Raw genomic sequence first — 24,650 nt, forward strand, 5'->3', positions numbered from 1 at the left:
CATCCACGTTGCCTCCAAGGGTGTCTACGCGGACGGGGGCTCGATAAACGAGAACGCCCGGAAATGCAAGGCCCGCAGCTGGATTGACACGATGCGGTCATGATTGGATGTTCGCTTGCAAATCAGTTCGGCGAAGGAAACCACGATGAGAAGACAGATCCTGATGGCCTCGGCCGCATTCGCGCTTGTATCCGCAAGCCCGGTCCTTGCCCAGGAGGTTTCGCCAGCCGAGGCCGAAAGTATCCAGCAGAAGCTCACGCGCTACCTGCCGCAGGATATGATCGAGGCGGGTCTCGTCAGCGTCAAGGCGGCGACCTCGTTCTACGAGCTGCGCTTCAATCCGGCCGTGCTGCTCGAGAAGCACAAGTCCGGCGCGGTGACGGTCGAAGGGTTGAAGCCGATGACGGCCTATCTGAGGCCCATGCCGGAAGGCACCTATCGTATCGAGGCGAACGACAATCTCGACATCAAGGGGTCTGTCGACGTCGCGCCCGGCAAGAATTCCTTCTCCTACATCATTGCCTCGATGACACTCGAAGGCATCTACGATCCTGATATCCTCTACTTTACCTCCGCCGACTGGAAGGCCGAGAAGATCGCCTTCACCAGCACCTCGCCGCAGGAGAGCATCACGGCAAGCTTCGGCGAGACGGTGATGCGTCTTGCCGCGGAGAAGAAGGGCGAGGGCATTCTCGACATTTCCAGCACGGGCGTGATGAAGGCCTTTGCCGAGACGATCACCGGCGGTGCGAACGGCCGGGTGGATATCAGCGCCGACACGGTCGACATCGATGTCAGCATGGATGGTGCGCGCAACAAGGTGGTGCAGGACCTCGTCTTCTTCGTGCTCGACAACATGCACAAGGACAAGCTGGAGGCGGCGGATGCGGCGCGGCTGAAGGAGATGCTGCGCTCCGCCCTGCCGGTCTTCGACAACCTCACCGAAACGATCAAGGCCTCCAATGTGAGCGTCGGTACGGAGCAGGGTACGTTCGGCGCCGAGAGCATCAGCTATGTCATCGACATGAACGGCATTGCCCATTCCACCCGTGTCGGCTTCGGTTTCGGCGTGGAGAAGCCCAAGCCGCCGGCCGGCATCCTGCCGGCGGCCTTTGCGGAGGCGCTGCCGGAGCGCGCGACCTTCAAGGCGGCGGTGACCAATCTCGATCTTGCCGGCGCGGTCAACTATCTCATCGACCATGCCGATTTCACCAAGCCCGAGCCGTTGACGGAGGCGCAGAACCAGGAGATCGGCCGCATCATCCTGCCGGACGGCGCGATGACCATGGAATTCGAGGACATTTCCGCCGTCTCGCCGATCTACGACGTGCATCTCGCCGGCAAGATGCTGGTCTATCCCGAGCAGCAGGATCGCCATAGCGCGGAGGTGACGGTGACCATGCGCAACTTCGACAAGACGATCGCCTATCTCCAGAAGAACGCCGCCACGGTGCCGGAATTCGGTCAGGCCGCCTTCGGCCTCCTGATGATGAAGGGCCTCGCCCGCGATGCCGGCGGCGGCGCGCAGGCCTGGGACCTGACGGTCGACAAGGACGGCAAGGTGCTGGTCAACGGCCAGCCGCTGCCCTTCCAGCAGTAAGGGTCAGGACCTGGCGCGGCGTCTTGCCGTGAGGCGGGCGAGCGCCAGCATCAGCCCTCCGGCGATCAGACCCCAGAAGGCGCCGGAAATGCCGGCGAAGGAAACACCCGAGGCGGTGACGAGGAAGGTCACCGCCGCAGCCTCGCGGCCCTCCGGCTCCTTGAAGGCGTTGAGCGCCGAGCCGGCAAAGGCGCTGATCAGCGCGAGCCCGGCGACGGCCTGGATGAGGATCGGCGGGGCGAGGCTGACAAAGGCCGTGACGGCGCCTGCGGCGAGCCCGAAGATCACGTAGAAGACGCCGGCATTGATCGCCGCCCAGTAACGCTTGGCCGGGTCGGGATGCGCGTCGCTTCCGGCGCACATGGCGGCGGTGATGGCGGCTAGGTTGACCGCATGGCCGCCGAAGGGCGCCGACAGCAGCGAGAAGAGACCGGTGACGGCAAAAAGCGGGCCGGGACTGGGCTCGTAGTGGTTGACCTTCAGAACGGCGATGCCCGGAATATTCTGCGAGGCCATGGTGACAATGAAGAGTGGCAGTGCGATGCCGACGAGCCCGGCGACGGTGAAGACGGGTGCGACGATCTCCGGCCGCGGCAGTAGCGAGTCGGCGAGGCCTGAAAGGGCGCCTTCGGGAATGTCGATGCCGAAGGCAAGCACGGCGACGAAGGCGGCAAGCGCCGCCGGTACGGCGTAAAGCCTGTTGATGCTGCCGACGACCACCCAGGCAAGGACGATCGGCAGGCCGAGCAGCGGATCGAAGGCGATGGCCTTCACCGGAGCGAAGCAGAGGCCGATGAGGACGCCCGACAGCATGGCATTGGCGAGGGTCGCCGGGATTGCAGCGACCATGCGGCCAAGCGGCTTCCACAGGCCCGCGATGACGATCAGCACCGCGCAGACGAGGAACCCGCCGACGGCCGTCGCAAAGCCGCCCTCCACGGCGCCGGAACTTGCCAGCAGCGCGGCGCCCGGTGTCGACCAGGCAATAGAGACGGGGAGCCGCGTTGTGGCGCTGAGCACGATCGCGCAGACGCCCATCGACACGGACAGCGCCATCAGGCCGGAAGCCGCCTGCGCCTCCGTGGCGCCGACGCCGGTCAGCCCGTGCAGCACGACGGCGAAGGAACTCGCAAAACCGACGAAGGCGGTGAGCAGGCCCATGAACAGGGCTTGGGCGGAAAAATCACGAAACATGGCAAGGATCGATGCTGGACAGGAATGTGCACTGGTAACAGGCGCCGGGCGGCTTGGAAACAGGGTTTCGGCAAGGGCAGGACCCGGCAGGACGGACAGGAGGCCATTGCCTCGACGGAGCCCTGTTCGCCCCAGTCTTGTACCTTTGTCCTGCTGGACCGGCAGGCGCAAACATGGCTATAGTCGTTGAGCGTTGTATTCTGGCGCGACGATCGGTCGAAGCTTTCGGGGAGGAGAGCGGATGCCCATGCGTTTCGATCACGCAGATCATGTGCAGAGCGTTGCGGCCCACACCTCGGCCGCGGCCAGTTCGCCGGTGGCTGCTTCCTGGCGCCGCTGCCTCACGCTGCACGGGCTTTCCCCCGAAGAGGCACGTCACCCCTGGCGCCTGACCGAGCCGGAATTCCGGCAGGCGCGGGCGCGCTCCAGCGTGCTGATCGAGGAGGCGCGCGGCGAGATCGACCGGCTCTTCGCCACGGTCGGCAAGGCCGGCTGCTGCCTGCTCCTGACGGATGAGAACGGCATTGCACTCGAACGGCGCGGGGCGGCGGGCGACGACCGCGATTTTCGCGGTGTCGGGCTCTGGTCCGGCACGGTGTGGAGCGAGGCGAGCGTCGGCACCAACGGCATCGGCACCGCGTTGGCCGACGAGCGGCCCGTGCTCATCCTGCGCGACCAGCATTTCCTCTCGCAGAACACCGGCCTTTCCTGCACCACTGCGCCGATCCGCGATCATACGGGACGCATCGCTGCCGCCATCGACATTTCCACCTGCCGTGACGATGCGGGCGAGATGACCATGTCGATCCTCTCGCAGGCGATCCGCGATGCCGCCGCGCGCATCGAGGCGGGGCTTTTCCGCCGCGCCTTCTCCGCCGCGCGCATCCTGCTTGTGCCCGTCGAGGGGCGTAGCGCGCCGGCGCTGCTCGCCGTTGATCGTGACGACCTGGTGCTGGGTGCAACCCGCGCTGCGCGCCAGGTGCTCGGTCTTGATGACCGGCGCATTGCCACGGGCGTCGCCGCCTCCGACCTCCTGCAGGAGGATAGGGCGGAGGACGGGCGCGACCTCGACGATGCGGAACGCGCGGCGCTGCGCCGCGTGCTGACGCGCGCCGGGGGCAATGTCAGCCAGGCGGCCGACCTGCTCGGCATCAGCCGCGCGACGCTGTACCGCAAGATGAAGAAGCTCTCGATCAACTGATGTTGCAATGCAGCACAGGCTGTCGCGCCGGCCTGTCTCAATTCTGAAACAGTCGCCGCCGCCATCGTCCTGCCCCCTCTACCGCGATCGGCCGAAGCGCAGCACCATCCTCTCCGACGGCCCGTCCGGGCCCTACATGGGAGGAATGACATGCTGCACCAGAAGATCGTCGAAAACCCGTACAAGGCAAAGTACGGCAACTTCATCGGCGGTGAGTGGAAGGAGCCGGTCGCCGGCCGCTACTTCGACAACATCACGCCGGTCACCGGCGGCAAGCTGTGCGAGATCGCCCGTTCTGACGCTGCCGATATCGAGCTCGCCCTCGACGCAGCCCATGCCGCCAAGGACAAATGGGGCCGCACCTCGACCACCGAGCGCTCCAACATCCTGATGAAGATCGCCCAGCGCATGGAGGACAATCTCGACCTTCTCGCCCGTGCGGAAACCTGGGACAACGGCAAGCCGCTGCGCGAGACGCTGGCCGCCGACATCCCGCTCGCCATCGACCACTTCCGCTATTTTGCATCCTGCGTTCGTGCGCAGGAGGGCGGCATCAGCGAGGTCGACCACAATACGATCGCCTATCACTTCCACGAGCCGCTCGGTGTCGTCGGCCAGATCATCCCCTGGAACTTCCCGATCCTGATGGCTGCCTGGAAGCTGGCGCCTGCTCTCGCCGCCGGCAACTGCGTGGTGCTGAAGCCGGCCGAACAGACGCCGTCCTCGATCCTCGTCTGGGCCGAGCTGATCGGCGATCTCTTGCCTGCCGGCGTGCTCAACATCGTCAACGGCTTCGGCCTGGAAGCCGGCAAGCCGCTCGCCTCCAATCCGCGCATCGCCAAGATCGCCTTCACCGGCGAGACGACGACCGGTCGCCTGATCATGCAATATGCCAGCCAGAACCTCATTCCGGTCACGCTGGAGCTTGGCGGCAAGTCGCCGAACATCTTCTTCGAAGACGTCATGCGCGAGGATGACGACTATCTCGACAAGGCGCTCGAGGGCTTTGCGATGTTCGCGCTGAACCAGGGCGAGGTCTGCACCTGCCCGAGCCGCGCGCTGGTGCATGAGAAGATCTACGACCGCTTCATGGAGAAGGCCGTCAAGCGTGTCGAGAAGATCGTGCAGGGCAACCCGCTCGATACCGCGACGATGATCGGCGCGCAGGCGTCGTCCGAGCAGCTTGAAAAGATTCTCTCCTATATCGACATCGGCCGGCAGGAGGGTGCGGAACTGTTGACGGGCGGTGCGCGCAACGATCTCGGCGGTGATCTCTCGGGCGGTTATTATGTCAAGCCGACCGTCTTCCGCGGTCACAACAAGATGCGCATCTTCCAGGAGGAGATCTTCGGGCCGGTGGTCTCGGTCACGACCTTCAAGGACGATGCGGAAGCGCTCGCCATCGCCAACGACACGCTCTACGGCCTCGGTGCCGGCGTGTGGAGCCGCGAAGCGAACCGTTGCTACCATTTCGGCCGCGACATCCAGGCCGGCCGTGTCTGGACCAACTGCTACCACGCCTATCCGGCCCATGCGGCCTTCGGCGGGTACAAGCAGTCGGGCATCGGCCGCGAGAACCACAAGATGATGCTCGACCACTACCAGCAGACCAAGAACATGCTGGTCAGCTACTCTCCCAAGGCGCTCGGTTTCTTCTGAGCGACCGCTCTCCTTCTCCACCCCCCGGAGAAGGCGTGCAACGGGCGTGGGAGCCCTGTCCGCCGTCGCTCCCCGCTCCATCCCTCTCCCCGTAGCCGGGGAGAGGGAAAACCGTTTGGAGGAGCGCTGCCATGACCGAAGTTACGACCGAGCCGCGTGTGATGGCGACAGACGCCGCGCTGTCGCTCATCCGGGAGATCCAGGCCGATCATCCCGAGATCCTGTTCCACCAGTCCGGCGGCTGCTGCGACGGCTCCTCACCGATGTGCTATCCGGCGGACGACTACATTGTCGGCGACCGGGATGTGAAGCTCGGCGAGATCGGCGGTGTGCCGGTCTATATCAGCGAGAGCCAGTTCGATGTGTGGAAGCACACGCAGCTGATCATCGACGTGGTGCCGGGTCGGGGCGGTATGTTCTCGCTCGACAATGGCCGGGAAAAACGGTTTCTCACCCGCTCGCGCCTCTTTGGCGGCGGCGAGGCCTGTCCACTGCCGGGGCGCTGACCAGGTTCGAGGCAATCGCCCCGACTTTTATGAAAATCCGCCCGCGCTCGACTTCATCCTCGGGCTGGACCCGAGGATCCATATTTTTCAATGGGCTTAGGTGGCCGGGTCAAACCCGGCCATGATGACGGAGGCGTTGAGCGTGCAGCCTACCGATCGGGATGGGCTCAGCCAATCGGGCACTGGCCGCGCCGATAGACCGTGAAGCCGGCCGCCTCCGCCGAGCAGGCATTGCCGAACTCCTTGAAATCCGGGCCGCGGCGCCCGCAGACCGGATTGTAGTCCATCGTGCAGGCGCGCTGGTCACGCGGGCGTTCACGGTCGCCCCGGTCGTTGCGGTCACGCTCCCGGCGGTCCCGATCGTTGCGATTGCGGTCCCTGTCACGGTCGCGGCCGTCATTGTTCCAGCCGTCGCGATCCTCGTCCTGCCAGCCGGTCTGGTCGCGATCCGGGCGGCGGAACTGGCATTCACCGCGGCCGATGATGCCGTAGCCGCTGGAGCGCGCTTCGCAGGCATTGGCGAAGGTCTGGCGGTCGCGGCCGCGCTCGCCGCAGACCGGCGCATATTCGCGGGTGCAGAATTGCGGCGGGCGGGGATTGTAGCCGCCGGGGCCTTCATCGACCTCGACCGAGCAGGCCGCCAGAGTGCCGGCGGCGAGAAGGAGGACGGCAGGCCCCGCGAGCCGGGATAGAAATGGTAGTGAGATCATGGTTTTCCCCTGACGAATCTGAGGGGAACTTAGCGCAGAAATGCCAGGGCCGATATCGGCCCTGGCAAAAATCCGTCAGTCGAAGAGGCTCGATACCGATTCCTCGGCGCTGGTGCGGTTGATCGCTTCGCCGAGCAGGTTGGCCGTCGAGATGACGCGGATGTTGTGCGCCGACTGGACGGCCGTTGTCGGCTGGATCGAGTCGGTGATGACAAGCTCCTTGAGCTTGGACGAGGTGACGCGCGCGACGGCGCCGCCCGACAGAACGCCATGCGTGATATAGGCGGTGACACTGGTCGCGCCGTTCTTCAGCAGCGCCTCGGCCGCGTTGCAGAGCGTGCCGCCCGAGTCGACGATATCGTCGATCAGCAGGCAGTCCTTGCCCGAAACGTCGCCGATGACGTTCATCACCTCGGATTCACCCGGACGGTCACGGCGCTTGTCGACGATGGCGAGCAGACAGTCGAGGCGCTTGGCGAGCGCCCGGGCGCGCACCACGCCGCCGACGTCAGGCGAGACGACCATGACGTTTTCGAGGTTGTAGTTTTCCTTCACGTCGCGCGCCAGGATCGGCACGGCGTAGAGGTTGTCCGTGGGAATGTCGAAGAAACCCTGGATCTGGCCGGCATGCAGGTCCAGCGTCAGTACGCGGTCGGCACCGGCCTCGGTGATGAGGTTGGCGACAAGCTTTGCCGAGATCGGCGTACGCGGGCCGGGTTTGCGGTCCTGGCGGGCGTAGCCGAAATAGGGGATCACGGCCGTGATGCGGCGTGCCGAGGAACGGCGCATCGCATCGATCATGATGAGCATTTCCATCAGGTGATCGTTGGTCGGGAACGAGGTCGACTGCACGACGAAAACGTCCTCGCCGCGCACGTTCTCCTGGATTTCAACGAAGATTTCCTGGTCTGCGAAGCGTCTGACCGTGGCCCGGCCGAGCGGAACATTCAGATAATTGCAGATCGCTTCGGCCAGGAGCCGGTTCGAATTGCCCGCGAAAACCTTCATCTATGGTCCGCCTGTGGATTATGCTGATGGGGGGGCTTTAAGCGGCAAAATCCGTGAATGCAAGGGCTTTGCGATATCCGAAAAGCGTTTCTTCGCATTTCGCTGTGATTAACCCTGCGACGTGCTTAACCGCGTGTGGCGCCGCGCCAGTCGAGATACTGGCGGATCGTCTTCTGGGCGATGCCCTCCATCGTGCGCGCCGGCACGGCGGCCCAGGGATCGGAGGCTGTGCCCGAGACGCTTTCCTGGCCCTGGATGCGATGCAGCCGTGCGCCGCTGCCGTCGAGCACGTCCCAGACATAGACGACGGTGGTCTTGCCGTTGTCGTTCATGGCGGAGAAGTAGCCCTTCAGGATGTATTTGCTCGAACTGTCGGAGGCGCTGCGGATCGTCAGCCCGTTGGAACGGGCTTCCGCGCCGAGCCGCTTGGAGAGCGGTGTCACGGCCTCGACCGGGGCGCCGATGATCGGCAGGAAGCGCACGGTCTCGCCTGCTTCCGCGGCCGGCGGGACGGTGGCGACCTCTTCCGCGCCGGTCGACGTTTCGGCCGCGAGCGAGCGCTGGGCGGTGGTGCGGGCAAGCTCCGCGTCCTGCTGGCCCCCCGCATTGCGGGCAAGCGCGTCGGCCTGGCCCTGCAGCGTGCCGGCGGTGTCCGCGCCCGTCGTGGTGCCGGATGACGGGGTGAAGGCCGTCTCCTGGGTCGTGCGCGTGACGGGTGTCGTCTGTGCGCTCATCTGGTCGAGGTCGTTCTGAGTGACGGGCGGCGAATTGAAGGTGCCGCCGCCGACATCGACCTGCGGCGTCAGCGCGTCCGTGCTGTTGCAGCCGGCAAGGGTGGCAATGAGGCCGATCAGTGCCAGCCGCTTCATCAGCTCTTGCATCATTGTCGTCCGTGTCCTGCGGAAGGCTTTTCGCCTCCTCCGTTCCCCGCAACGATTTATGGGTGCGGCCTCAAGGCCTGTCAATCGCGGGATCGTGCGGGGTCTGCGGGTGGATCCCCTCAGACCTCGATGAAGTCGAGCCCGTAGCGCGAAAGCGCCTTCGGCGTGTCTGTCGTCGTCAGGTAGGTCTGGCCGAGCGTCATGGCCGTGCCGCTGTCGGAATCGAGCACGATCGTGTGCACGAAAAGCGCCATGTTCGGCTGGATCTCCTGGGGGTTTCCGACCAGGAACATCTGCTGCTCCATCCAGGATGGGGCAAAGCGCGCGCCGACGGAATAGCCGCAGGTGTTGAGCCTGTGGCGGGCAAGGCCGCGCTCGTCGATGATGCGGGCGAAGGTCTCGAAGACGGTGCCGAAGGTATTGCCGGGGCGCAGCACCATTTCCATCGCCTGCATGGCCTCGCGGCAGGCGCTGTAGAGTTCGCGGTGGCGGTTGGACGGCTCGCCGATGATGGCCGTGCGCATCATCGGCGCATGGTAGCGCGCGCTGACGCCTGACCATTCCAGCGTGAGCTGGTCCTCCGCATCGAGCTTGCGCCGGCCGGACTTGGAGCGGCAGAGCAGGGCGTCGGCGCCCGAGCCGATGACGAATTCGTTGGCGGCATAGTCGCCGCCGGCGGCCAGCACCGCATTCTGCAGCGCCGCGAGGATCGCCGCCTCGTCGCCGCCGGGCGCGATGAGCGGCAGGGCAGCGGCCAGCGCATCGTCGGACAGCGCGGCAGCACGCTCGACATAGGCGATCTCGGCCGGGCTCTTGATGAGGCGCAGCCGGCTGACGAGGCTAGAGGCGTCGATGATCTGGCCGAAACTCTGGAGCTGGTTGTCGAGAAGGCGGGCGTTGCGGCCGGTAAGGCCATGCGTGTCATATTCGACGCCGATGCGGCAACCGAGCAGGTCGAGGTCGGAGAGCAGGTTCTTCAGGTCCATCGTCGGATCGGCCGTGATGCGGTCGATCCAGATCTCGATCTTCTCGATGTTGGAGGTGTGGCGGGCCTGGCGCAGGTCTGCCGAACGGGTCAGCAGCACCATCTCGCCGGTCGCCTTCACGACGAGCGTCTGGAAGAAGCAGTAGCCGAAGGTGTCGTAGCCGGTCAGCCAATACATGCTCTCCTGCGCGAAGAGCAGCATGGCGTCGATCTTCTCCTCCCGCATGCGGGCGGTGAGGCGCTGGAGCCGGTTGGCGTATTCCTCGCTGTCGAAGTGAAGTGCCATGGCGGTGTCTCCCTCGTCCTGTGTCGTTGGGGGCCTCAGCCCCTTAGCATGATCGCCGATATCTGGCGGCCGTAGTCGGGTTCCTGGCGGTGCGTGGTGCGCCGGTAGGAGAAGAAGCGCTCTTCGTCCGGATAGGTGCAGATGTCGAGATTTTCCGCCGTCACCCCGGCGTCGGTCAATCGCTGCGTGGTCAGACCCGGCAGGTCGAACATGGCGTGGCCGGGTTTTTCCGAGGGCGTGAAATAGCGCGCATATGCCGTGTCGACGCCGAGGAAGCGTTCCACGAATTCCGGCCCGACCTCGTAGCTCTTCCGGCTGATCGAGGGGCCGAGACTGGCGACGATGGCCTGCCTGCGGGCGCCGAGCCTTTCCATCGCCGCGATGGTGCTTTCGAGCACGCCGTAGAGGGCGCCCTTCCAGCCGGCATGGGCCGCTCCGACGACGCGCGCCTCGGGGTCGCAAAAGAGGATCGGCCCGCAATCGGCGGCAAGCACGCCCAGCACCATGCCGGGTGTCGCGCTGACCAGCGCATCGGCCTGCGGCCGTGCGCCGTCATAATCGCCATCGACCACGACGACATCGGGTGAATGGACCTGATGCACGGTGGCGAGCCGGTCTGGCGTGGCGGAGAACCAGCGGGCGACACGGGCGCGATTCTCGTCGACCTTTTCACGCTGGTCCTTCGAGCCGAGGCCGACATTGAGGCCGCGGTAGATGCCGTCGGAAACCCCGCCGGCGCGGGTGAAGAAGCCGTGCTGCGCGGCCTTTCCGGCGCGCTCCGTCAGGAGCGGGCTTTCGATCGGGGAGGGGAGCGCGTCGTCCTTCATGGTCTCTCGGCTGGGCTTGGGGCGGCCCGTCGGGCCAAGGTTTCGGCCGGGGCATGCGGGGTGCAAATCGGGCCGGATGTTGTCCGGCCTGACGGCCTGTGTCAATCCGGCTGGCGGAAGGGAAAGAGGGCAAGTGGCGTGCTGCCAACGGCCAACACCTTGAAAAGATCCCCCATTTTCCCAGCACCTGCGCCGGCGAGCCGGTCGACATCGGCAAGAATCGATTGCTGCGTCGCTGCGTCGCGGTTTCGGCCGAGGGCAGAGGCCCGCTCACCGATGCCAAGGCCGACGAGGAAGTCGCCCTGGTGCAGCATGCCGTGCACATGAAGGCCCACGCTTGCCGCCGTGCCGGCGAGACGCTCGAAATCCACATGGCTCGTCAGATCCGCCTCGCCGGGATGGGCGAGCGGCGGGTCGAAGTCGTGTTTCAGCACCGCCTGCAGCGTATCGCCGAAGCCGGTGACGAAATGGCCGTAGTCGATGATGAGCGCGGTGCCGCCGAAACGGGCTATGCGCTCGCCGATCGTCGCCAAGACGGCCTCGCGGGCCGGGGCGATCTCGAAGATCGTGCCGTTTGGCACCGCCTTGTGGTTTTCCGGCAGAAGTGCGGGATCGAGGCCGGCGACGCCGGCGGCAAAGGTCAGGGCGTCGTCCGCATCGAGGCCGACAAGCCGCTCGCGAAAACCGGACGACGTCTTGATGAACTGGCGGATCGGGATGGCATCGAAGAGCTCGTTGGCGGCAAGCAGCACGAAACCGTCGGGCAGTTCCTCGAAACTGTCATGCCAGGTTACGCGCGCGGCATGGGTGCCGAGCGTTTCGTGCTGGACGGTGCGCAGCTTCGGGCTTGTCTCGATCAGGTGGATCGTCGCGCTCTCATAGAGCTGCGGGGCGATCCTTGCGATCACGCGCAGCATGTCCGCCATCATCGTGCCCCGGCCGGGGCCGATCTCGGCAATGCGCACGTCCGCCGGTCCGCCGTGTTTCTGCCAGGCATGTACCAGGAAGATGCCGAGCATCTCGCCGAAGAGCTGGCTGACCTCCGGCGCGGTGACGAAGTCGCCGGCGATGCCGAAGGGGTCGCGAGTGCGGTAGTAGCCGTGCTCCGGATCGGCAAGGCACAGGGCGAAATAGTCGGTGACGCTGATCGGGCCGTTGGTTCGGATCAGCGCCTTGATCTTGCGGGCGAGGGGCGTCGGCATCGGCGCGTTCGCTCAAGCACTGGCCGCAGTGGCCGGCCGGGCGCGGACGATCGCCCAGAGGCCGAGTGCGAGCATCGGCAGCGAGAGCAGCATGCCCATGGTGAGCCAGCCGCCGAGAAGATAGCCGAGCTGCGGGTCCGGCTCGCGGAAGAACTCGACCGTGATGCGCGAGAGGGCATAGCCCGCCACGAAGAGGCCGGTCACGAGGCCGGGGCGCTTCAGCGCGGCGAAACGATAGATGGCAAGGGCGAGCACGATGACCAGCACGATGCCTTCGAGCCCCGCTTCGTAGAGCTGGCTCGGGTGGCGGGCGAAGGGGCCTGCCTCGGGGAAGATCACGGCCCAGGGCGCGTCGGAGAGGCGGCCCCAGAGTTCGCCGTTAACGAAGTTGGCGATGCGGCCGAAGAACAGGCCGATCGGCACGACGGCGGCGACGATATCGAAGAGGCTCCAGACCGGGATGGCGTTGCGCCGGGCGAAGAGGATCATGGCGAGCGTGGTGCCGGCAAGGCCGCCGTGGAAGGACATGCCGCCGTTCCACACTTGCAGGGCGCGCAGCGGATCGGCCGCGACGTTCGGGAAATCGTAGAAAAGAATATAGCCGACGCGACCGCCGAGAATGATGCCGACGGCGGCCCAGACGAGGAAGTCGTCGAGCTGGGTGCGGCTTATCGGCGCCTCGCCCGCCCACAGGCGTGGTGTCTCGATCAGCCGGCGCGCATAGACCCAGCCCAGGAGAATGCCCACGACATAGGCGATGCCGTACCAGTGCACGGCGACCGGGCCGATGGAGAAGGCGATCGGATCGATCTCGGGATAGGGCATGATGGCGAGGAGTTGGGCAAGGTTCGTCAAGATGAGGCTCTTTTGCGTTTTCGGGCGGAAGATGGAGGCGCCTTGGGGCAGGGTCAAGGCGATAAATCGTGATCGGAGGCGGTGCGGCGGCGTGAAGCGGCGGCGATCCACCGGAATCCGCTTGCAAGCAGCGGCATCAGACCCTACCTCAGGGCAACACGCGGGCGCTGGCGCCCGGAGCGACCATCGACACCTCAGGGAGGTCAGACCATGACGACATCAGGCGCAAACCGTATTCTCGACGACTTCGCCAAGTTGATGACCGACGCCGCCGGTGCCGCCCAGGGCGTGCGCAAGGAGGCCGAGACGGTGTTCCGCGCCCAGGCCGAGCGCTTCATCAACGGCATGGACCTCGTCAAGCGCGAGGAATTCGAGGTGGTGCGTGAAATGGCGATCAAGGCGCGGGATGAAAACGACGCGCTTTTGAAGCGCATCGAGGCGCTGGAAGCCCGCCTCAACGCAGGCAGCTGAGCCGTTCCGGCACAGGTTTTTACCGACAGGACTCGGTTGGCGTGATTCACCCCGCGCCAACCGTTTTTTTTTAATAAAATTTTTACCCCTGTGGACACTTGCGAAAAGCCCTTTTCGAAGAGTCTCTTAAGCCTCCGACCTGAATCTTTTTCACAGCCTCTGTCCACAACCGGGCGGAGAAAATGGCGGGCCAGGGGCTGGCGTCGTGACTCCGCCGTTATACACTGATTTTAAATGATGATTCGAAACAGGCAGCGCAAGCTTCGGGCAGGGTAAGTCGTCCAGATTGCGCAGGGTGCCGAGCAATCATTCAGTGTTGTATCCGGAGTACGGTTTGCCGCGTCGTGTGTGTGAGCACGATGTCGCATGCCTTCCGGCCTTGAAGGTGATGCATGAGCCTTATGGAATTGGATATCGGGCGTCAGTCCAACCCGGTCGACATGATCGAGTTCGTCGCAGCCAACAATGACTGGACGTTCGAGCGGTCCGGCGAAGACGAGATCGCGATGACGGTCGAAGGCAAGTGGACGGATTACCACGTCTCCTTCTCCTGGATGGAAGAGTTCGAGGCGCTGCACCTTGCCTGCGCCTTCGACATCAAGGTTCCCGAAAGTCGCGTCAACGAGGTGCATTGCCTGCTCTCGCACGTGAACGGCCAGGTGCTGATGGGCCATTTCGACCTGTGGCGCCGCGAGGACGTGGTGATCTTCCGTCAGTCGCTGTTGCTTGCCGGCGGGGCGGAGCCCACCAACAAGCAGGTCGAGGTGCTGCTGTCGAGCGCGCTCGAAGCCTGCGAGGCTTATTTCCAGGCCTTCCAGTTTGTTGTCTGGTCCGGCATGGACGCCCAGTCCGCCGTCGATGCCGTCCTGTTCGAGACGGTCGGGGAAGCTTGAGGATGGCAGTTGCAGGTTCGGGGCCTATCGTTCTCATCGGTGCCGGTAATATGGGCGGCGCGATGCTGGCGGGTTGGCTGAAGAGCGGCATTTCCGGTTCTTCGGTCATCGTCATCGATCCCGGCCCGCAACCGGCCATGGCGAAGCTGATTGCCGACAATGGCGTGCGCCACGAAACCTCGGCACCCGAGGGTGTCAAGGCCGGCGTGCTTTTCGTTGCGGTCAAGCCGCAGGTGATGGACCAGGTGCTGCCGCCCCTGAAGGGTCTCGTCGGTCCGGAAACGGTGATCGTTTCGGTTGCCGCCGGCAAGACCATCGCCAATCTTGAAAACCATCTCGGCGCTGCCGCCACCGTGCGCGCCATGCCGAACACGCCGGCCATGATCGGTCGCGGCGTGACGGGTGCCTATGCCAATGCCCGTGTCTCTGCGGGCCAGCGCGATTTCGTTCACGCCCTTCTCAAGGTGAGCGGCCCGGTGGAATGGGTCGCATCCGAGGGGGATATCGACGCCGTCACGGCCGTCTCCGGCAGCGGACCGGCCTATGTCTTTTATCTCGTCGAGTGCATGGCGGAGGCAGGACGCAAAGCGGGTCTGCCGGCGGACCTCGCCATGCGGCTCGCACGGGAAACTGTCGCGGGGGCTGGTGAACTGCTTCATCAGTCCCCCGACGACGCCGCCCGCCTGCGCCAGAACGTTACCTCGCCCGGCGGCACCACCGCTGCGGCGCTCGCCGTTCTCATGGCCGAAGATGGCATGCAGCCGCTCTTCGACAAGGCGATCGCCGCCGCGCGCACGCGGGCCGAGGAATTGGCGGGCTGATTTTTCGGGCGCCCGTTTTCGAGTTTTCCCCTCAGCCGACCCTTTTCCCTGCAAGCGGGGAGAGGGGACGTGGCCCACGAACCAGTCATTGTTTGAGGAAAACGGGGCGGCATCTCCCCTTCGCCCCCTGCTTGCGGGGAAAAGGTAACCGGCAGGCCGGGTGAGGGGCCGGAACAGACCAAGGATTTTCCATGACCGACACCATTACCTATGCCGATTTCGAACGGGTCGACATTCGCGCCGGCACCATCATCGAAGCGCTGCCGTTCCCGGAAGCACGCAAGCCCGCCTACAAGCTGACGATCGATTTCGGCCCCGAGATCGGCGTCAAGAAGTCGTCGGCGCAGATCACCGTGCACTACACGCTGGAAGATCTCGTCGGCCGTCAGGTGCTCGCCGTCGTCAACTTCCCACCGCGCCAGATCGGCCCGGTGCGCTCGGAAGTGCTGACGCTCGGCTTCGAGGACGAGGCGGGCGCCATCGTGCTTGCCGGCGTCGAGCGGCCGGTGCCGAACGGTAAGAAGATGTGCTGATTCACGGTCTTCGGAGACCGGGCGTAGGACAACCGGTGACGCTGAACAGAAAGCCTCCGGCCTAGTGGATATCCCGCGACAGGGGCGGCCCCAGCCGAAACTCCGAGAACTCCGCCTCGAAACCCCCACGCTGGGGCGAGCAGGCCATCAGGCCGACCAAAAGGTCCGGAAGCTCCGGCGGAAAATAGGCGAGGCGTGCCATGCGCCATTCGGACATGGCATCCGTCCGGTACTGGACGAAGAGCGCATCGCCGTTGCGTGTCACACGCACGGATATCGCCTCGAAATCGTGGTCGATGCGGAAGGCGGACCAGTCGGAATAGCCGCGCGTCACCACCACGCTGAAGTGTTTCGCACCGTCGGTGAATTCGATGCCGCATTTCATCCAGGTCGTTTCGTCGTGACGGACCATCAGGCCGGCCTGGTCGTAGAGCGTTTCATAGCGGCCGGAAAAGGTCGTCTCCAGCGTGAAGTCGCCAGCCCAGGGGCGGTGCAGGAAATGGCCGCTGTCCGGCTGGAAGCCGTAATAGGTGCGCTGCCAGAAATCGCTTCTAAGGCCGGTGCGGACATGGAGGCGGCCGTCGCGGATCGCGCTTTCCGCCGGTGGGTTGAGCCAGGTCAGGCCGTCGAAGGAAGATGTGCGCATCGGTTCCGCCTGACCACTATGCGGGAATACGGATCGTTGCGCGCAGGCCGCCCATCGGGCTATCCGACAGGGTGACGTTGCCGCCGTGGCTGCGGGCGATGTCGCGGGCGATGGCAAGGCCGAGACCGGTGCCCGACGCGTCGAGATTGCGCGCCTCGTCAAGCCGGAAGAAAGGCTTGAAGACGTCGTCACGCGAGCGTTCGGGAATGCCCGGGCCGTCGTCGTCGACGGTGATGGTCAGCCATTTGGAGCGGTGCCGCGCCTCGACATGCACCGTCTTGGCGTAGCGCATGGAGTTGGAGACGAGGTTGCCCACGAGGCGGCTGAAGGCGTTCGGGCGCACCATGACCTCGTCCTCGCCGTCGATCTCGCTGGAGAAGGTGCGCTCGTGCAGCTCCGCCTCCATGGCGAACTTGTCGAAGAGGGTGGAAAGCCGCAGCTCGCCGACGTCTTCCTCGACATCGCCACGCGCGAAGGAAAGGTATCCTTCGAGCATGGTCTGCATGTCCGCGACGTCCTTGTTGAGGCCCTGCAGGTCGGGATTGTCGCCGGCGAGCGCCAGTTGCAGCTTGAAGCGCGTGAGGATCGTGCGCAGGTCGTGGCTGACACCGGTCAGCATGGCCGTTCGCTGTTCCATCTGCCGTTCGATGCGCTCGCGCATGAGGATGAAGGCAAGGCCGGCACGGCGTACCTCGTCCGCCCCGCGTGGGGCGAAGTCCTCTGGCATCTTCTGGCCCTTGCCGAAACTCTCCGCCGCCTGCGCCAGCGCCAGGATCGGCCGGATCTGACCGCGCAGGAAGAGGATGGAGATGGTGATCAGCACCAGCGAGGTGCCGACCATCCAGAGCAGGAAGATATGCGTGTTCGAGGCATAGGCCTGATTGCGCCGCGCATAGACGCGCAGGATCTTGTTGTCGAGCAGGATGCGGATTTCGACGAGATTGCTTTCGCCGACCGTGTCGATCCAGAACGGGCGGCGGATCTGCCGCACGATCTCCTCGCTCAGGATCTCGTCGAGGATATTGAAGAACGGCTTGGTGCGCGGGGCGGGCAGTTCCGTGCCCGGCTCGATGGCGATGTTGAGCTCCAGCCGCTCGCGCGCGATACGCGTGATCTCGGAGTAGTTGGAATCCTGCGGGTAGGTGTCGATGAGATCGATGATGGCGGCGATGTCACGGGTGACGGCAGTGGAGAGGCGCTGCGTGACGAGCTGCCAGTGGCGCTCCATGAAGACGAAGGCGACGACCGACTGGAGGAGCACCATGGGGATGATGATGATCAGCAGCGAGCGGGCATAAAGGCCCGTCGGCATCTGGCGGCGCAGCCAGCGGGCAAGGCGCTTCCAGCCGGCGGCCGGTGCGCGCTCGATATCCCGCTTGAAGGTCTCGAAGGTGGTCATCGGACCGGATTTTCCAAGATGGGGTGGCTGCGATTGTGTGAGTCGCGCCAAGAGCTTGCCGCAAGATGTTCATGCGGATGCGTACGAAAAACCGCGTTAAACCTTTGCTTGAATTGCAGTGTGCGGCGCACGATCAGCCTTGCTCCACGCTCAGTCGGTAACCGATGCCGCGCACGGTCTGCAGCCACACCGGGTTGGACGGATCGTCCTCGATCTTACGCCTCAAGCGATTGATCTGCACGTCGATTGTGCGTTCACCCACTTCTGTTTCTTCGCCGATCAGTTCGTGGCGTGGAATGGTTTCGCCCGCGCGCAGCGAGAAGAGCAGCATGATCTCCTGTTCGCGATCCGTAAGCCGGATGGCGTCGCTGCCGCGTTTGAGTTCCTTGCGCACGATGGAGAAGGTGTAGGGACCGAACATGACCTGCTCGATCTTCGGCGTCGCCGGCGCGGCGTTGCGTTTCAGGATGTTGTTGATGCGCAGCACCAGCTCGCGCGGCTCGAAGGGTTTCGAAAGATAGTCGTCGGCGCCGGCCTCCAGGCCCTCGATGCGGGCCTTCGATTCGGCAAGCGCCGTCAGCATGAGGATCGGCACCGGGCGGATTTCCCGCAGGCTCTTCGTCAGCGACAGGCCGCTTTCACCGGGCATCATCACGTCCATGATGATGAGGTCGAAATCGAGGCCGCGCAGCTTGCGCCGCGCCTCGTCGGCATCTGCAGCGACGGTGACACGAAAGCCCTCGCCCATCAGGTAGCGATTGAGGAGATCGCGGATGCGCGTGTCGTCGTCGACGACGAGGAGATGGGACGCGTCGTCGGAGGGCGTGCCGGCAGCGGTCATCGTCTGTCCTCCCTTTTCTGCTTGTCAGCCGTTCATTCGCTCTTGGCGTTCTGCATGCCGGTGAGGAACTGGATCACCACCCGGCGCTCGTCCGCACTCATCGCCTCAAATGCACGGGCGATGCGGCGGGATTGCGGCTCGGCGAGCGCCAGCGCCAGTTCCCGTCCTGTCCGCGTCGGATAAAGCTTCCGCTGGCGGCGGTCTTCGGGGCCGGCCACCTGCTGGATATAGCCGGAATCGATGAGCTGCTTCAAGACGCGCGCCAGGCTCTGCTTGGTGATCTTCAGCGTATCGAGCAGGTCGGCGACCGTCATGCCCGGCTCGCGGTTGACGAAGTGCACGACCCGGTGATGGGCACGGCCGAAGCCGCTCTTTTCCAGGATCGCGTCGGGATCGGAAATGAAGTCGCGATAGGCGAAGAAGAAGCCTTCGATGATCTCGAAATCGATGCGATCGTCGCCTGTCATGGCGTCGTGGTGTAGCTCGCTCACGCCGTTCTTGTCCGGCATCTGTCGCGCCACGTTGTCATTTCCTTTCATGCCTTGCCGTCCCCGCGTAATTTATAGCAAAATATGTCAGCTTTGTTGACATATTTTGCCGCCCTTGTTAGGGTCCCGCCTATATTGCGGTTCCCGGACGCCGAAGAAATCCGGTGTTTTTCCGATCCCCAATCCGGATTACGCTCATGATCAGGTAATCCGGGCCTGTTTCTGGTTAGACCGTTACAGGCAAAACAATCAACTTGAAAGAATGGCGCGGATGCGCCGGAGGATGAGACGATGGCAGTTCCTTTCGATCAGCTGGATGGGCAAATCTGGTTCAACGGCGAGTTCGTCGACTGGAAGGACGCGAAAATCCACGTGCTGACCCACGGCCTGCACTATGCCAGCGCCGTGTTCGAAGGCGAGCGCGCCTATGGCGGGCGCATCTTCAAGCTCACCGAGCACAACCAGCGCCTGCATACGTCCGCCGAAATCCTCGGCTTCAAGATTCCCTATTCCGTGGAAGAGCTGGATGCGGCGACGATCGAGCTCCTGAGGCGCCAGGGCTTTTCCGAAGCCTATGCGCGGCCGATCGCCTGGCGCGGTTCGGAGATGATGGGCGTTTCGGCGCAGAACAACCGCATCAACGTTGCCATCGCCATCTGGCAGTGGGGCAGCTACTTCAATCCGGCCGAAAAGCTGAAGGGCATCCGCCTCGACATCGCCGAGTACCGCCGCCCCGACCCGAAGACCGCGCCCTCGAAATCGAAGGCCGCCGGCCTCTACATGATCTGCACGATCTCCAAGCACGCCGCCGAAGCCAAGGGCTATGCGGATGCGATGATGCTCGACTATCGCGGCCAGGTGGCGGAAGCCACGGGTGCAAATATCTTCTTCGTCAAGGACGGCGTCATCCACACTCCGGTGCCGGATTGCTTCCTCGACGGCATCACGCGTCGCACGGTCATCGAGCTTGCCAAGCGCCGCGGCTACCAGGTCATCGAGCGGGCGATCCTGCCGGAAGAGCTGTCGGACTTTTCCGAATGCTTCCTGACGGGCTCTGCGGCGGAAGTGACGCCGGTCTCGGAAATCGGCCCCTACCGCTTCACGCCGGGCACGATTTGCGAAACGCTGATGAACGACTACATGAAGGAAGTGTATCCCGTCGCCGCTGCGGCGGAGTAAGCGGCACGCTCGTACCGCTCCGCCATGAGCCATCCCCGGGTTAAACGCGAGGATGACGATGGTGGCTTCGGGTAAATCGGGATGAAGAACCGGGCGGCCCTTTCGGGCCGCCTTTCTTCGTTTCAGGCTGGCTTCTTGCCGAGCACCGCACCGACGATCGCCGTCAGCACGCCGCCGCCGACAAGGCCGCCGATGCCGTTGGCAACGAGGCCCGAGAGGCCGGCTTCACCGCCCAGCATCTGCAGGAGAAAGCCGCCACCGACACCGCCGATGGCGCCGACGATGGTGCGGACGATCGCGCTCACGGCCGCCTGTTTCAGGGCGGCGCCGGCCACGTTGCCGCCAACGGCCCCGGCGATGAGCTGCGTGATGATGGGCATCAATGCTTCCATGACTTCCCCTCCGAAAGGTCCGCCCGGAATAGAGAGTGATCCGAGCCGGACACTTGCCTCGCTACCGGGGCGCGGCCTGGAGCCCGCGCGCCCGTTGCCGAAAGACTCGACACCTGCAACGTGCGGATAAAATTGGGATAAGTCAATTTGTCCGTGTGCGTCCTGCACCGGAGTTTTGAAACGTAAAGAGGCGGCCGCTGGGCGGCCGCCTCTTCCTTCCCCGCAGTGGCTTGGTTGCCGCGGTTGTTATTCTGCTGCGATGACGCCCCGGCGGATCTGATCTTCCTCGATCGATTCGAAGAGCGCCCGGAAATTGCCCTCGCCAAAGCCTTCGTCGCCTTTGCGCTGGATGAATTCGAAGAAGATCGGGCCGATCACGGTCTTCGAGAAGATCTGGAGCAGGATCTTCGTCATGCCGCCATCGACGACGCCTTCGCCGTCGATCAGGATGCCGTGCGTCTTCATACGCTCGACCGGCTCTTCATGGCCCACGACGCGCACATAGGAGCGGTCGTAATAATTGTCCGGCGGACCGGGCATGAACTTCACGCCATTGTCGGCGAGCCTGTCGGTGGCGTCGTAGATTCCGTCCGTACCGACGGCGATGTGCTGGATGCCTTCGCCCTTGTACTTCTTCAGGTACTCGACGATCTGGCTCGTCTCATCCTTCGATTCGTTCAGGGGAATGCGGATCTTGCCGCAGGGCGAGGTGATGGCGCGCGACACGAGGCCGGTAATGCGGCCGTCAATGTCGAAGAAATGGATCTGCTTGAAGCCGAACAACTCGCGATAGAAGTCCCACCACTTGTCCATGTTGCCGCGATAGACATTGTGGGTGAGGTGATCGAGATAGTAGAAGCCGACGCCCTGCGGTTTGGGGTCGCGTTCGCCGGTCCAGTCGAATTCCGCGTCATAGGCCGAGCCCTTGGCGCCGTATTTTTCGACGAAATAGAGCAGTGAGCCGCCGATTCCGACGATGGCGGGCACGTCGAGTGCCTTGTCGTTCCCTTCGTAGGGCGTCGCGCCCTTGGAGACGGCATGGGCGAAGGCGTGTTTCGCATCGACCACGCGCCAGGCCATGGAGGCGGCGCAGGGCCCGTGCAAGCCGGCGAATGTCATGGCATGCGAGCCGGGCTCGGCATTGATCACATAGTTGATGTCGCCCTGGCGCCAGACGGAGATCGCCTTCGTGCGGTGGGTCGCGACCTTGCTGTATCCCATGCGGGCAAACAGCTCTTCCAGCTTTTCCGGTTCGGGATGGGCGAATTCGACGAACTCGAACCCGTCGGTCCCGGCCGGGTTATCGGCGGTGATCAGCGCCGGCGGCGCGTCATGCGGGAAAGGGCCCATCCGTCGTCCTCCTCGATGGTTGTGACGGGAAGTATGACGCGTACTCCATGCAATGTGTGTGCATAGTGCTTGCGTTTTGATAGTTCTCCGCGATATTCGTGCGTAAAATACAGGTTTGGAGGGCAATCCGTGCAACTGGACGAATTCGACCGTAAACTGCTCGCGCATCTGCAGCAGGACGCGCGCCTGACCAACAACGAACTGTCCGAGCGCATCCATCTTTCCCCCTCGCAATGTTCCCGCCGGCGTATCCGGCTGGAAGAGGAGGGCATCATCCGCGCCTATCGGGCGGAGCTCGACCGGGAAAAGCTCGATCTCGGTATCGTCATCGTCGTTACGGTGACGCTTTCGACGCACAATCGCGACAATGCCGTACGGTTCGCACGGCTGATTTCCAATCTGCCGGAGGTGTTGGAGGCTTTCTCGCTGACGGGGGAGATGGACTACATCATCAAGGTCGTCGTGCCGAACCTCAAGGCGCTGTCGGCCTTCGTCAACGATGTGCTGCTGCCGCACGAATCCGTTTCGCATGTGAAGACGGCCATCGTGCTCGATACGCTGAAGGAGACGATGGCCCTGCCGCTCTGAGCGCTGTTGCGGACGGGCAACAGCCGTTCGCCTTGCCCTGTTCCCGCAGGAACAGGTTCGACTCTGCCGCCGTTGTAGAAACCGATCACAACGGATGAGACAGAGCCGAACGCGGCCGACAGCCAGGAAACAGGACCATGCAGACGAACACCCAGAAGCAGGAAAACCCGGTTGCGAGCCGCCTTCGCCCGGTCGTTTATCTCTATGCCGCCGTCAACATCGCCGTCGTGGCGCTGCTCTTCTCCACCGTCTCGCCGACGCTGGCCACCGGCCCGGCACAGGAGATCGCCAGCCTGCGCTGAGCCGGCATAGGGTTCTTGGCGCCTGTTGCCCGATCCGGGAGTCTCTTGAAGGGCTTACGCGAAAAACCTGATGTCTTGCAGCGTCCTTTGCGTGCGGCGCGGTAATGGCTATATCAGGCGCAACGCGGCACTTTGAGCGAGGACCCCATGGGCATGCTTCAGGCGGGCATCATTCCCGTCACCCCCTTCCAGCAGAACTGCACCATTCTCTTCGACAGCGAGACGAAGGAGGGCGTCGTCGTCGATCCCGGCGGCGATGTCGAGGTGATCCTCAAGACTCTCGAGGAGAACGGGATCACGGTGAAGGCGATCTGGCTGACGCATGGCCATATCGATCATGCCGGCGGCGCCAAGGAGCTGAAGGAGGCGCTCGGCATCGACATTATCGGCCCGCACAAGGACGACCTGTCGCTGTTGCAGCGGCTGGAAGCGCAGGCCTCGATGTTCGGCGTGCCGATGAAGGTGAGCAATGTGCTGCCCGACCGCTGGCTAGAGGACGGCGATACGGTATCCTTCGGTGACCACACCTTCGAAGTCTACCACACGCCCGGCCATGCGCCGGGGCACGTCATCTATTTCCACCGCGGTCAGGGCTTCGCCCATCTCGGCGACGTGCTCTTCCAGGGATCGATCGGCCGAACGGACCTGCCGGGCGGCAACCATCAGCAGCTCTTGGATTCCATCCGCGACAAGGTATTCCCGCTTGGCGACGAGGTCGGATTCCTTTGCGGGCATGGGCCGGGCGGCAAGATCGGCGAAGAGCGGCGCACGAACCCGTTCCTGCGCGGCCTGTAAACGCAAAAGAGGCGAGCGCCGCCTGGCGCCCGCCTCTCGATGTCGGCCCGGTCCGGTTTCAGCCGGCGGTGCAGAAGTGTTCACGGCCATCATAGCCGACGAAGGTGCCGCTGTTCGGGTTGAACGAGCGATAGCGCCGTGCGCAGTAGTCGTACCAGGACTGGGTCCAGGGCTCGTAGCTCGGCACGACGACCGGCTGGCGGTAGATCACGCGCGGCTCGGGTTCCGGATAGTAGTCCGGCTCCACATAGACGCGGCGCTCTTCGTAGCGCGGCTGGTTGGCGATGGCGCCACCGATGATGAGGCCGGTGGCAAGACCCAGCGCGCCGCCAACGACGGCATCGCGGCCATTGTCGCGGTCGCGGTTGTGGCGACGCGGCTTGCGGTATTCGTAGGTATCGCCTTCGCGCCAGTAGCCATCGCGGTTGCGGTCACGCGCTTCAACGACGCCGGCCGTTGCGGTGAGGGTCGTCGCGGCGACGGCTGCGGACAACACAAGGGTCTTGAGGAACTTGTTCATGACGTCTTTCCCTAGGCTCCGGCCCAACGCCGGCTGATGGCGAGGAAACTAGAGGAAAGAGGCTGAACCGTGGCTGAACAAAAAAACCCGGCATCTCTGCCGGGCTTCAACTGAAAATCCTGAAAGGCGCCGGTTCAGCCGGCGATCTGCAGGTTGACCGCCTTCGGGCCTTTGCCGCGGCGATCGGGTTCCGTGTCGAAGCTTACCTTCTGGTTTTCGGAAAGGCCGTTCAGGCCGGAAGCCTGCACAGCGGAAATGTGTACGAAGATATCCGCGCCACCGTTGTCGGGCTTGATAAAGCCAAAGCCCTTCTCGGTGTTGAAGAATTTTACGATGCCAGTCTCGGCCATACGTCAGGTCCTTTTCTCTCTGCCCGTATATTGGCGGCGGGCAGCACATCAGTTTTGCCCCGAGGGGCGTTAGGCAGGCAGTTCTCGAGGTTGAGGAAAGGGTCCTGTTTTCACCGCAGCCAGCCAGCCAGCTAGTCTCGTGGACTGTCCAGATCTTGGCTGCCCGGA

General features: G+C 64.1%; 28 protein-coding genes. 12 read left to right on the forward strand and 16 right to left on the reverse strand.

What is annotated here, in order from left to right:
• The first annotated feature begins 145 nt into the window (after window positions 1-145).
• The gene (locus AKG11_RS13270) at window positions 146-1,600 is read left to right on the forward strand and encodes a hypothetical protein (RefSeq protein ID WP_156334095.1); all 1,455 of its coding nucleotides are present in this window, start codon (window positions 146-148) and stop codon (window positions 1,598-1,600) included.
• Window positions 1,601-1,603: 3 nt separating this feature from the next.
• Here the strand turns inward: AKG11_RS13270 and AKG11_RS13275 are convergent, their stop codons facing one another.
• A complete protein-coding gene (locus AKG11_RS13275; protein ID WP_050744192.1) occupies window positions 1,604-2,794 on the reverse strand; it encodes a benzoate/H(+) symporter BenE family transporter in 1,191 nt (396 codons plus the stop codon).
• 241 nt (window positions 2,795-3,035) lie between these two features.
• Between AKG11_RS13275 and AKG11_RS13280 the strand changes: the two genes are divergently transcribed.
• From AKG11_RS13280 to AKG11_RS13290, 3 genes are all read left to right on the forward strand, one after another.
• On the forward strand, window positions 3,036-3,995 hold the full coding sequence (locus tag AKG11_RS13280; RefSeq protein WP_050744193.1) for a helix-turn-helix domain-containing protein: 960 nt from the start codon (window positions 3,036-3,038) through the stop codon (window positions 3,993-3,995).
• A 150-nt stretch (window positions 3,996-4,145) separates the two neighbouring features.
• Window positions 4,146-5,654 carry an aldehyde dehydrogenase gene (adh, locus tag AKG11_RS13285; protein WP_023514574.1) on the forward strand — a complete coding sequence of 503 codons (1,509 nt, stop codon included), beginning with the start codon at window positions 4,146-4,148 and terminating at the stop codon, window positions 5,652-5,654.
• A gap of 131 nt (window positions 5,655-5,785) precedes the next feature.
• Window positions 5,786-6,160, forward strand: a complete 375-nt coding sequence (locus AKG11_RS13290; RefSeq protein ID WP_050744194.1) for a DUF779 domain-containing protein — start codon at window positions 5,786-5,788, stop codon at window positions 6,158-6,160.
• A 167-nt stretch (window positions 6,161-6,327) separates the two neighbouring features.
• Here AKG11_RS13290 and AKG11_RS13295 read toward each other — a convergent pair whose 3' ends face one another.
• The 7 genes from AKG11_RS13295 to lgt all read right to left on the reverse strand — a co-directional run bounded on the left by AKG11_RS13295 (window position 6,328) and on the right by lgt (window position 12,884).
• Entirely contained in the window at window positions 6,328-6,870 is a 543-nt protein-coding gene (locus AKG11_RS13295; protein WP_050744195.1) for a Kazal-type serine protease inhibitor domain-containing protein, read from the reverse strand.
• A gap of 75 nt (window positions 6,871-6,945) precedes the next feature.
• Entirely contained in the window at window positions 6,946-7,878 is a 933-nt protein-coding gene (locus tag AKG11_RS13300) for a ribose-phosphate pyrophosphokinase (protein WP_023514571.1), read from the reverse strand.
• Between the two features lie 125 nt (window positions 7,879-8,003).
• The gene (locus AKG11_RS13305; protein WP_037408730.1) at window positions 8,004-8,759 is read right to left on the reverse strand and encodes a hypothetical protein; all 756 of its coding nucleotides are present in this window, start codon (window positions 8,757-8,759) and stop codon (window positions 8,004-8,006) included.
• Window positions 8,760-8,878: 119 nt separating this feature from the next.
• Window positions 8,879-10,030, reverse strand: a complete 1,152-nt coding sequence (locus tag AKG11_RS13310) for a M24 family metallopeptidase (protein ID WP_050744196.1) — start codon at window positions 10,028-10,030, stop codon at window positions 8,879-8,881.
• Window positions 10,031-10,065: 35 nt separating this feature from the next.
• Complete coding sequence (gene pgeF / locus AKG11_RS13315) at window positions 10,066-10,857, reverse strand: peptidoglycan editing factor PgeF (RefSeq protein WP_023513266.1); 792 nt, start codon at window positions 10,855-10,857, stop codon at window positions 10,066-10,068.
• Window positions 10,858-10,958: 101 nt separating this feature from the next.
• A complete protein-coding gene (locus AKG11_RS13320) occupies window positions 10,959-12,059 on the reverse strand; it encodes a class I SAM-dependent methyltransferase (protein WP_050744197.1) in 1,101 nt (366 codons plus the stop codon).
• A 12-nt stretch (window positions 12,060-12,071) separates the two neighbouring features.
• On the reverse strand, window positions 12,072-12,884 hold the full coding sequence (lgt, locus tag AKG11_RS13325; protein WP_050744239.1) for a prolipoprotein diacylglyceryl transferase: 813 nt from the start codon (window positions 12,882-12,884) through the stop codon (window positions 12,072-12,074).
• A 240-nt stretch (window positions 12,885-13,124) separates the two neighbouring features.
• On the opposite strand from lgt, the gene AKG11_RS13330 reads away from it, so the two are divergent.
• From AKG11_RS13330 to AKG11_RS13345, 4 genes are all read left to right on the forward strand, one after another.
• Window positions 13,125-13,385, forward strand: coding sequence for an accessory factor UbiK family protein (locus AKG11_RS13330; protein WP_023513263.1), 261 nt, complete (start codon window positions 13,125-13,127; stop codon window positions 13,383-13,385).
• A 392-nt stretch (window positions 13,386-13,777) separates the two neighbouring features.
• On the forward strand, window positions 13,778-14,278 hold the full coding sequence (locus AKG11_RS13335; RefSeq protein ID WP_024271243.1) for a type III secretion system chaperone family protein: 501 nt from the start codon (window positions 13,778-13,780) through the stop codon (window positions 14,276-14,278).
• 2 nt (window positions 14,279-14,280) lie between these two features.
• On the forward strand, window positions 14,281-15,099 hold the full coding sequence (gene proC, locus AKG11_RS13340) for a pyrroline-5-carboxylate reductase (RefSeq protein ID WP_050744198.1): 819 nt from the start codon (window positions 14,281-14,283) through the stop codon (window positions 15,097-15,099).
• Window positions 15,100-15,290: 191 nt separating this feature from the next.
• The gene (locus tag AKG11_RS13345; RefSeq protein ID WP_050744199.1) at window positions 15,291-15,632 is read left to right on the forward strand and encodes a tRNA-binding protein; all 342 of its coding nucleotides are present in this window, start codon (window positions 15,291-15,293) and stop codon (window positions 15,630-15,632) included.
• A 61-nt stretch (window positions 15,633-15,693) separates the two neighbouring features.
• Here AKG11_RS13345 and AKG11_RS13350 read toward each other — a convergent pair whose 3' ends face one another.
• The 4 genes from AKG11_RS13350 to AKG11_RS13365 form a co-directional block, all read right to left on the reverse strand.
• The gene (locus AKG11_RS13350; RefSeq protein ID WP_050744200.1) at window positions 15,694-16,278 is read right to left on the reverse strand and encodes a DUF1349 domain-containing protein; all 585 of its coding nucleotides are present in this window, start codon (window positions 16,276-16,278) and stop codon (window positions 15,694-15,696) included.
• Between the two features lie 16 nt (window positions 16,279-16,294).
• Window positions 16,295-17,677: an ATP-binding protein gene (locus tag AKG11_RS13355; RefSeq protein WP_023515646.1), complete on the reverse strand. Its 1,383-nt coding sequence runs from the start codon at window positions 17,675-17,677 to the stop codon at window positions 16,295-16,297.
• 133 nt (window positions 17,678-17,810) lie between these two features.
• Window positions 17,811-18,518: a response regulator gene (locus AKG11_RS13360; protein WP_024271244.1), complete on the reverse strand. Its 708-nt coding sequence runs from the start codon at window positions 18,516-18,518 to the stop codon at window positions 17,811-17,813.
• A gap of 32 nt (window positions 18,519-18,550) precedes the next feature.
• Window positions 18,551-19,027: a MarR family winged helix-turn-helix transcriptional regulator gene (locus AKG11_RS13365; RefSeq protein ID WP_088016405.1), complete on the reverse strand. Its 477-nt coding sequence runs from the start codon at window positions 19,025-19,027 to the stop codon at window positions 18,551-18,553.
• A gap of 270 nt (window positions 19,028-19,297) precedes the next feature.
• Here AKG11_RS13365 and AKG11_RS13370 point away from each other — a divergent pair, with 270 nt between their 5' ends.
• Window positions 19,298-20,185, forward strand: a complete 888-nt coding sequence (locus AKG11_RS13370; protein ID WP_023515614.1) for a branched-chain amino acid aminotransferase — start codon at window positions 19,298-19,300, stop codon at window positions 20,183-20,185.
• 122 nt (window positions 20,186-20,307) lie between these two features.
• On the opposite strand, the gene AKG11_RS13375 is transcribed toward AKG11_RS13370, so the two are convergent.
• Window positions 20,308-20,577, reverse strand: coding sequence for a hypothetical protein (locus tag AKG11_RS13375; protein ID WP_023515615.1), 270 nt, complete (start codon window positions 20,575-20,577; stop codon window positions 20,308-20,310).
• A 246-nt stretch (window positions 20,578-20,823) separates the two neighbouring features.
• Complete coding sequence (hppD, locus tag AKG11_RS13380) at window positions 20,824-21,927, reverse strand: 4-hydroxyphenylpyruvate dioxygenase (RefSeq protein WP_024271245.1); 1,104 nt, start codon at window positions 21,925-21,927, stop codon at window positions 20,824-20,826.
• A gap of 129 nt (window positions 21,928-22,056) precedes the next feature.
• Between hppD and AKG11_RS13385 the strand changes: the two genes are divergently transcribed.
• The 3 genes from AKG11_RS13385 (at window position 22,057) to AKG11_RS13390 (ending at window position 23,612) form a co-directional block, all read left to right on the forward strand.
• Window positions 22,057-22,515 (forward strand): Lrp/AsnC family transcriptional regulator, encoded by a 459-nt coding sequence (locus tag AKG11_RS13385; protein WP_024271246.1) that lies wholly within the window; start codon window positions 22,057-22,059, stop codon window positions 22,513-22,515.
• A gap of 137 nt (window positions 22,516-22,652) precedes the next feature.
• Entirely contained in the window at window positions 22,653-22,817 is a 165-nt protein-coding gene (locus AKG11_RS34555; protein WP_156334096.1) for a hypothetical protein, read from the forward strand.
• A 153-nt stretch (window positions 22,818-22,970) separates the two neighbouring features.
• Complete coding sequence (locus AKG11_RS13390) at window positions 22,971-23,612, forward strand: MBL fold metallo-hydrolase (RefSeq protein WP_023515604.1); 642 nt, start codon at window positions 22,971-22,973, stop codon at window positions 23,610-23,612.
• A 58-nt stretch (window positions 23,613-23,670) separates the two neighbouring features.
• On the opposite strand, the gene AKG11_RS13395 is transcribed toward AKG11_RS13390, so the two are convergent.
• Window positions 23,671-24,132 (reverse strand): BA14K family protein, encoded by a 462-nt coding sequence (locus tag AKG11_RS13395; protein WP_023515605.1) that lies wholly within the window; start codon window positions 24,130-24,132, stop codon window positions 23,671-23,673.
• 134 nt (window positions 24,133-24,266) lie between these two features.
• Window positions 24,267-24,482: a cold-shock protein gene (locus tag AKG11_RS13400; protein WP_023515606.1), complete on the reverse strand. Its 216-nt coding sequence runs from the start codon at window positions 24,480-24,482 to the stop codon at window positions 24,267-24,269.
• Window positions 24,483-24,650: the final 168 nt, after the last annotated feature.

It is taken from the genome of Shinella sp. SUS2, from assembly GCF_001262505.1.
Taxonomy (GTDB): domain Bacteria; phylum Pseudomonadota; class Alphaproteobacteria; order Rhizobiales; family Rhizobiaceae; genus Shinella.

Coding starts and splice junctions, on each gene's coding strand:
- AKG11_RS13320 (WP_050744197.1), bottom strand. CDS start 12,059: ATGCCGACGCCCCTCGCCCGCAAGATCAAGGCGCTGATCCGAACCAAC.
- AKG11_RS13300 (WP_023514571.1), bottom strand. CDS start 7,878: ATGAAGGTTTTCGCGGGCAATTCGAACCGGCTCCTGGCCGAAGCGATC.
- AKG11_RS13280 (WP_050744193.1), top strand. CDS start 3,036: ATGCCCATGCGTTTCGATCACGCAGATCATGTGCAGAGCGTTGCGGCC.
- AKG11_RS34555 (WP_156334096.1), top strand. CDS start 22,653: ATGCAGACGAACACCCAGAAGCAGGAAAACCCGGTTGCGAGCCGCCTT.
- pgeF (WP_023513266.1), bottom strand. CDS start 10,857: ATGAAGGACGACGCGCTCCCCTCCCCGATCGAAAGCCCGCTCCTGACG.
- hppD (WP_024271245.1), bottom strand. CDS start 21,927: ATGGGCCCTTTCCCGCATGACGCGCCGCCGGCGCTGATCACCGCCGAT.
- AKG11_RS13390 (WP_023515604.1), top strand. CDS start 22,971: ATGCTTCAGGCGGGCATCATTCCCGTCACCCCCTTCCAGCAGAACTGC.
- AKG11_RS13330 (WP_023513263.1), top strand. CDS start 13,125: ATGACGACATCAGGCGCAAACCGTATTCTCGACGACTTCGCCAAGTTG.
- AKG11_RS13345 (WP_050744199.1), top strand. CDS start 15,291: ATGACCGACACCATTACCTATGCCGATTTCGAACGGGTCGACATTCGC.
- AKG11_RS13360 (WP_024271244.1), bottom strand. CDS start 18,518: ATGACCGCTGCCGGCACGCCCTCCGACGACGCGTCCCATCTCCTCGTC.
- adh (WP_023514574.1), top strand. CDS start 4,146: ATGCTGCACCAGAAGATCGTCGAAAACCCGTACAAGGCAAAGTACGGC.
- AKG11_RS13295 (WP_050744195.1), bottom strand. CDS start 6,870: ATGATCTCACTACCATTTCTATCCCGGCTCGCGGGGCCTGCCGTCCTC.
- AKG11_RS13350 (WP_050744200.1), bottom strand. CDS start 16,278: ATGCGCACATCTTCCTTCGACGGCCTGACCTGGCTCAACCCACCGGCG.
- AKG11_RS13375 (WP_023515615.1), bottom strand. CDS start 20,577: ATGGAAGCATTGATGCCCATCATCACGCAGCTCATCGCCGGGGCCGTT.
- AKG11_RS13400 (WP_023515606.1), bottom strand. CDS start 24,482: ATGGCCGAGACTGGCATCGTAAAATTCTTCAACACCGAGAAGGGCTTT.
- AKG11_RS13355 (WP_023515646.1), bottom strand. CDS start 17,677: ATGACCACCTTCGAGACCTTCAAGCGGGATATCGAGCGCGCACCGGCC.
- AKG11_RS13275 (WP_050744192.1), bottom strand. CDS start 2,794: ATGTTTCGTGATTTTTCCGCCCAAGCCCTGTTCATGGGCCTGCTCACC.
- AKG11_RS13305 (WP_037408730.1), bottom strand. CDS start 8,759: ATGCAAGAGCTGATGAAGCGGCTGGCACTGATCGGCCTCATTGCCACC.
- AKG11_RS13395 (WP_023515605.1), bottom strand. CDS start 24,132: ATGAACAAGTTCCTCAAGACCCTTGTGTTGTCCGCAGCCGTCGCCGCG.
- lgt (WP_050744239.1), bottom strand. CDS start 12,884: ATGCCCTATCCCGAGATCGATCCGATCGCCTTCTCCATCGGCCCGGTC.
- proC (WP_050744198.1), top strand. CDS start 14,281: ATGGCAGTTGCAGGTTCGGGGCCTATCGTTCTCATCGGTGCCGGTAAT.
- AKG11_RS13335 (WP_024271243.1), top strand. CDS start 13,778: ATGAGCCTTATGGAATTGGATATCGGGCGTCAGTCCAACCCGGTCGAC.
- AKG11_RS13310 (WP_050744196.1), bottom strand. CDS start 10,030: ATGGCACTTCACTTCGACAGCGAGGAATACGCCAACCGGCTCCAGCGC.
- AKG11_RS13270 (WP_156334095.1), top strand. CDS start 146: ATGAGAAGACAGATCCTGATGGCCTCGGCCGCATTCGCGCTTGTATCC.
- AKG11_RS13290 (WP_050744194.1), top strand. CDS start 5,786: ATGACCGAAGTTACGACCGAGCCGCGTGTGATGGCGACAGACGCCGCG.
- AKG11_RS13370 (WP_023515614.1), top strand. CDS start 19,298: ATGGCAGTTCCTTTCGATCAGCTGGATGGGCAAATCTGGTTCAACGGC.
- AKG11_RS13365 (WP_088016405.1), bottom strand. CDS start 19,027: ATGCCGGACAAGAACGGCGTGAGCGAGCTACACCACGACGCCATGACA.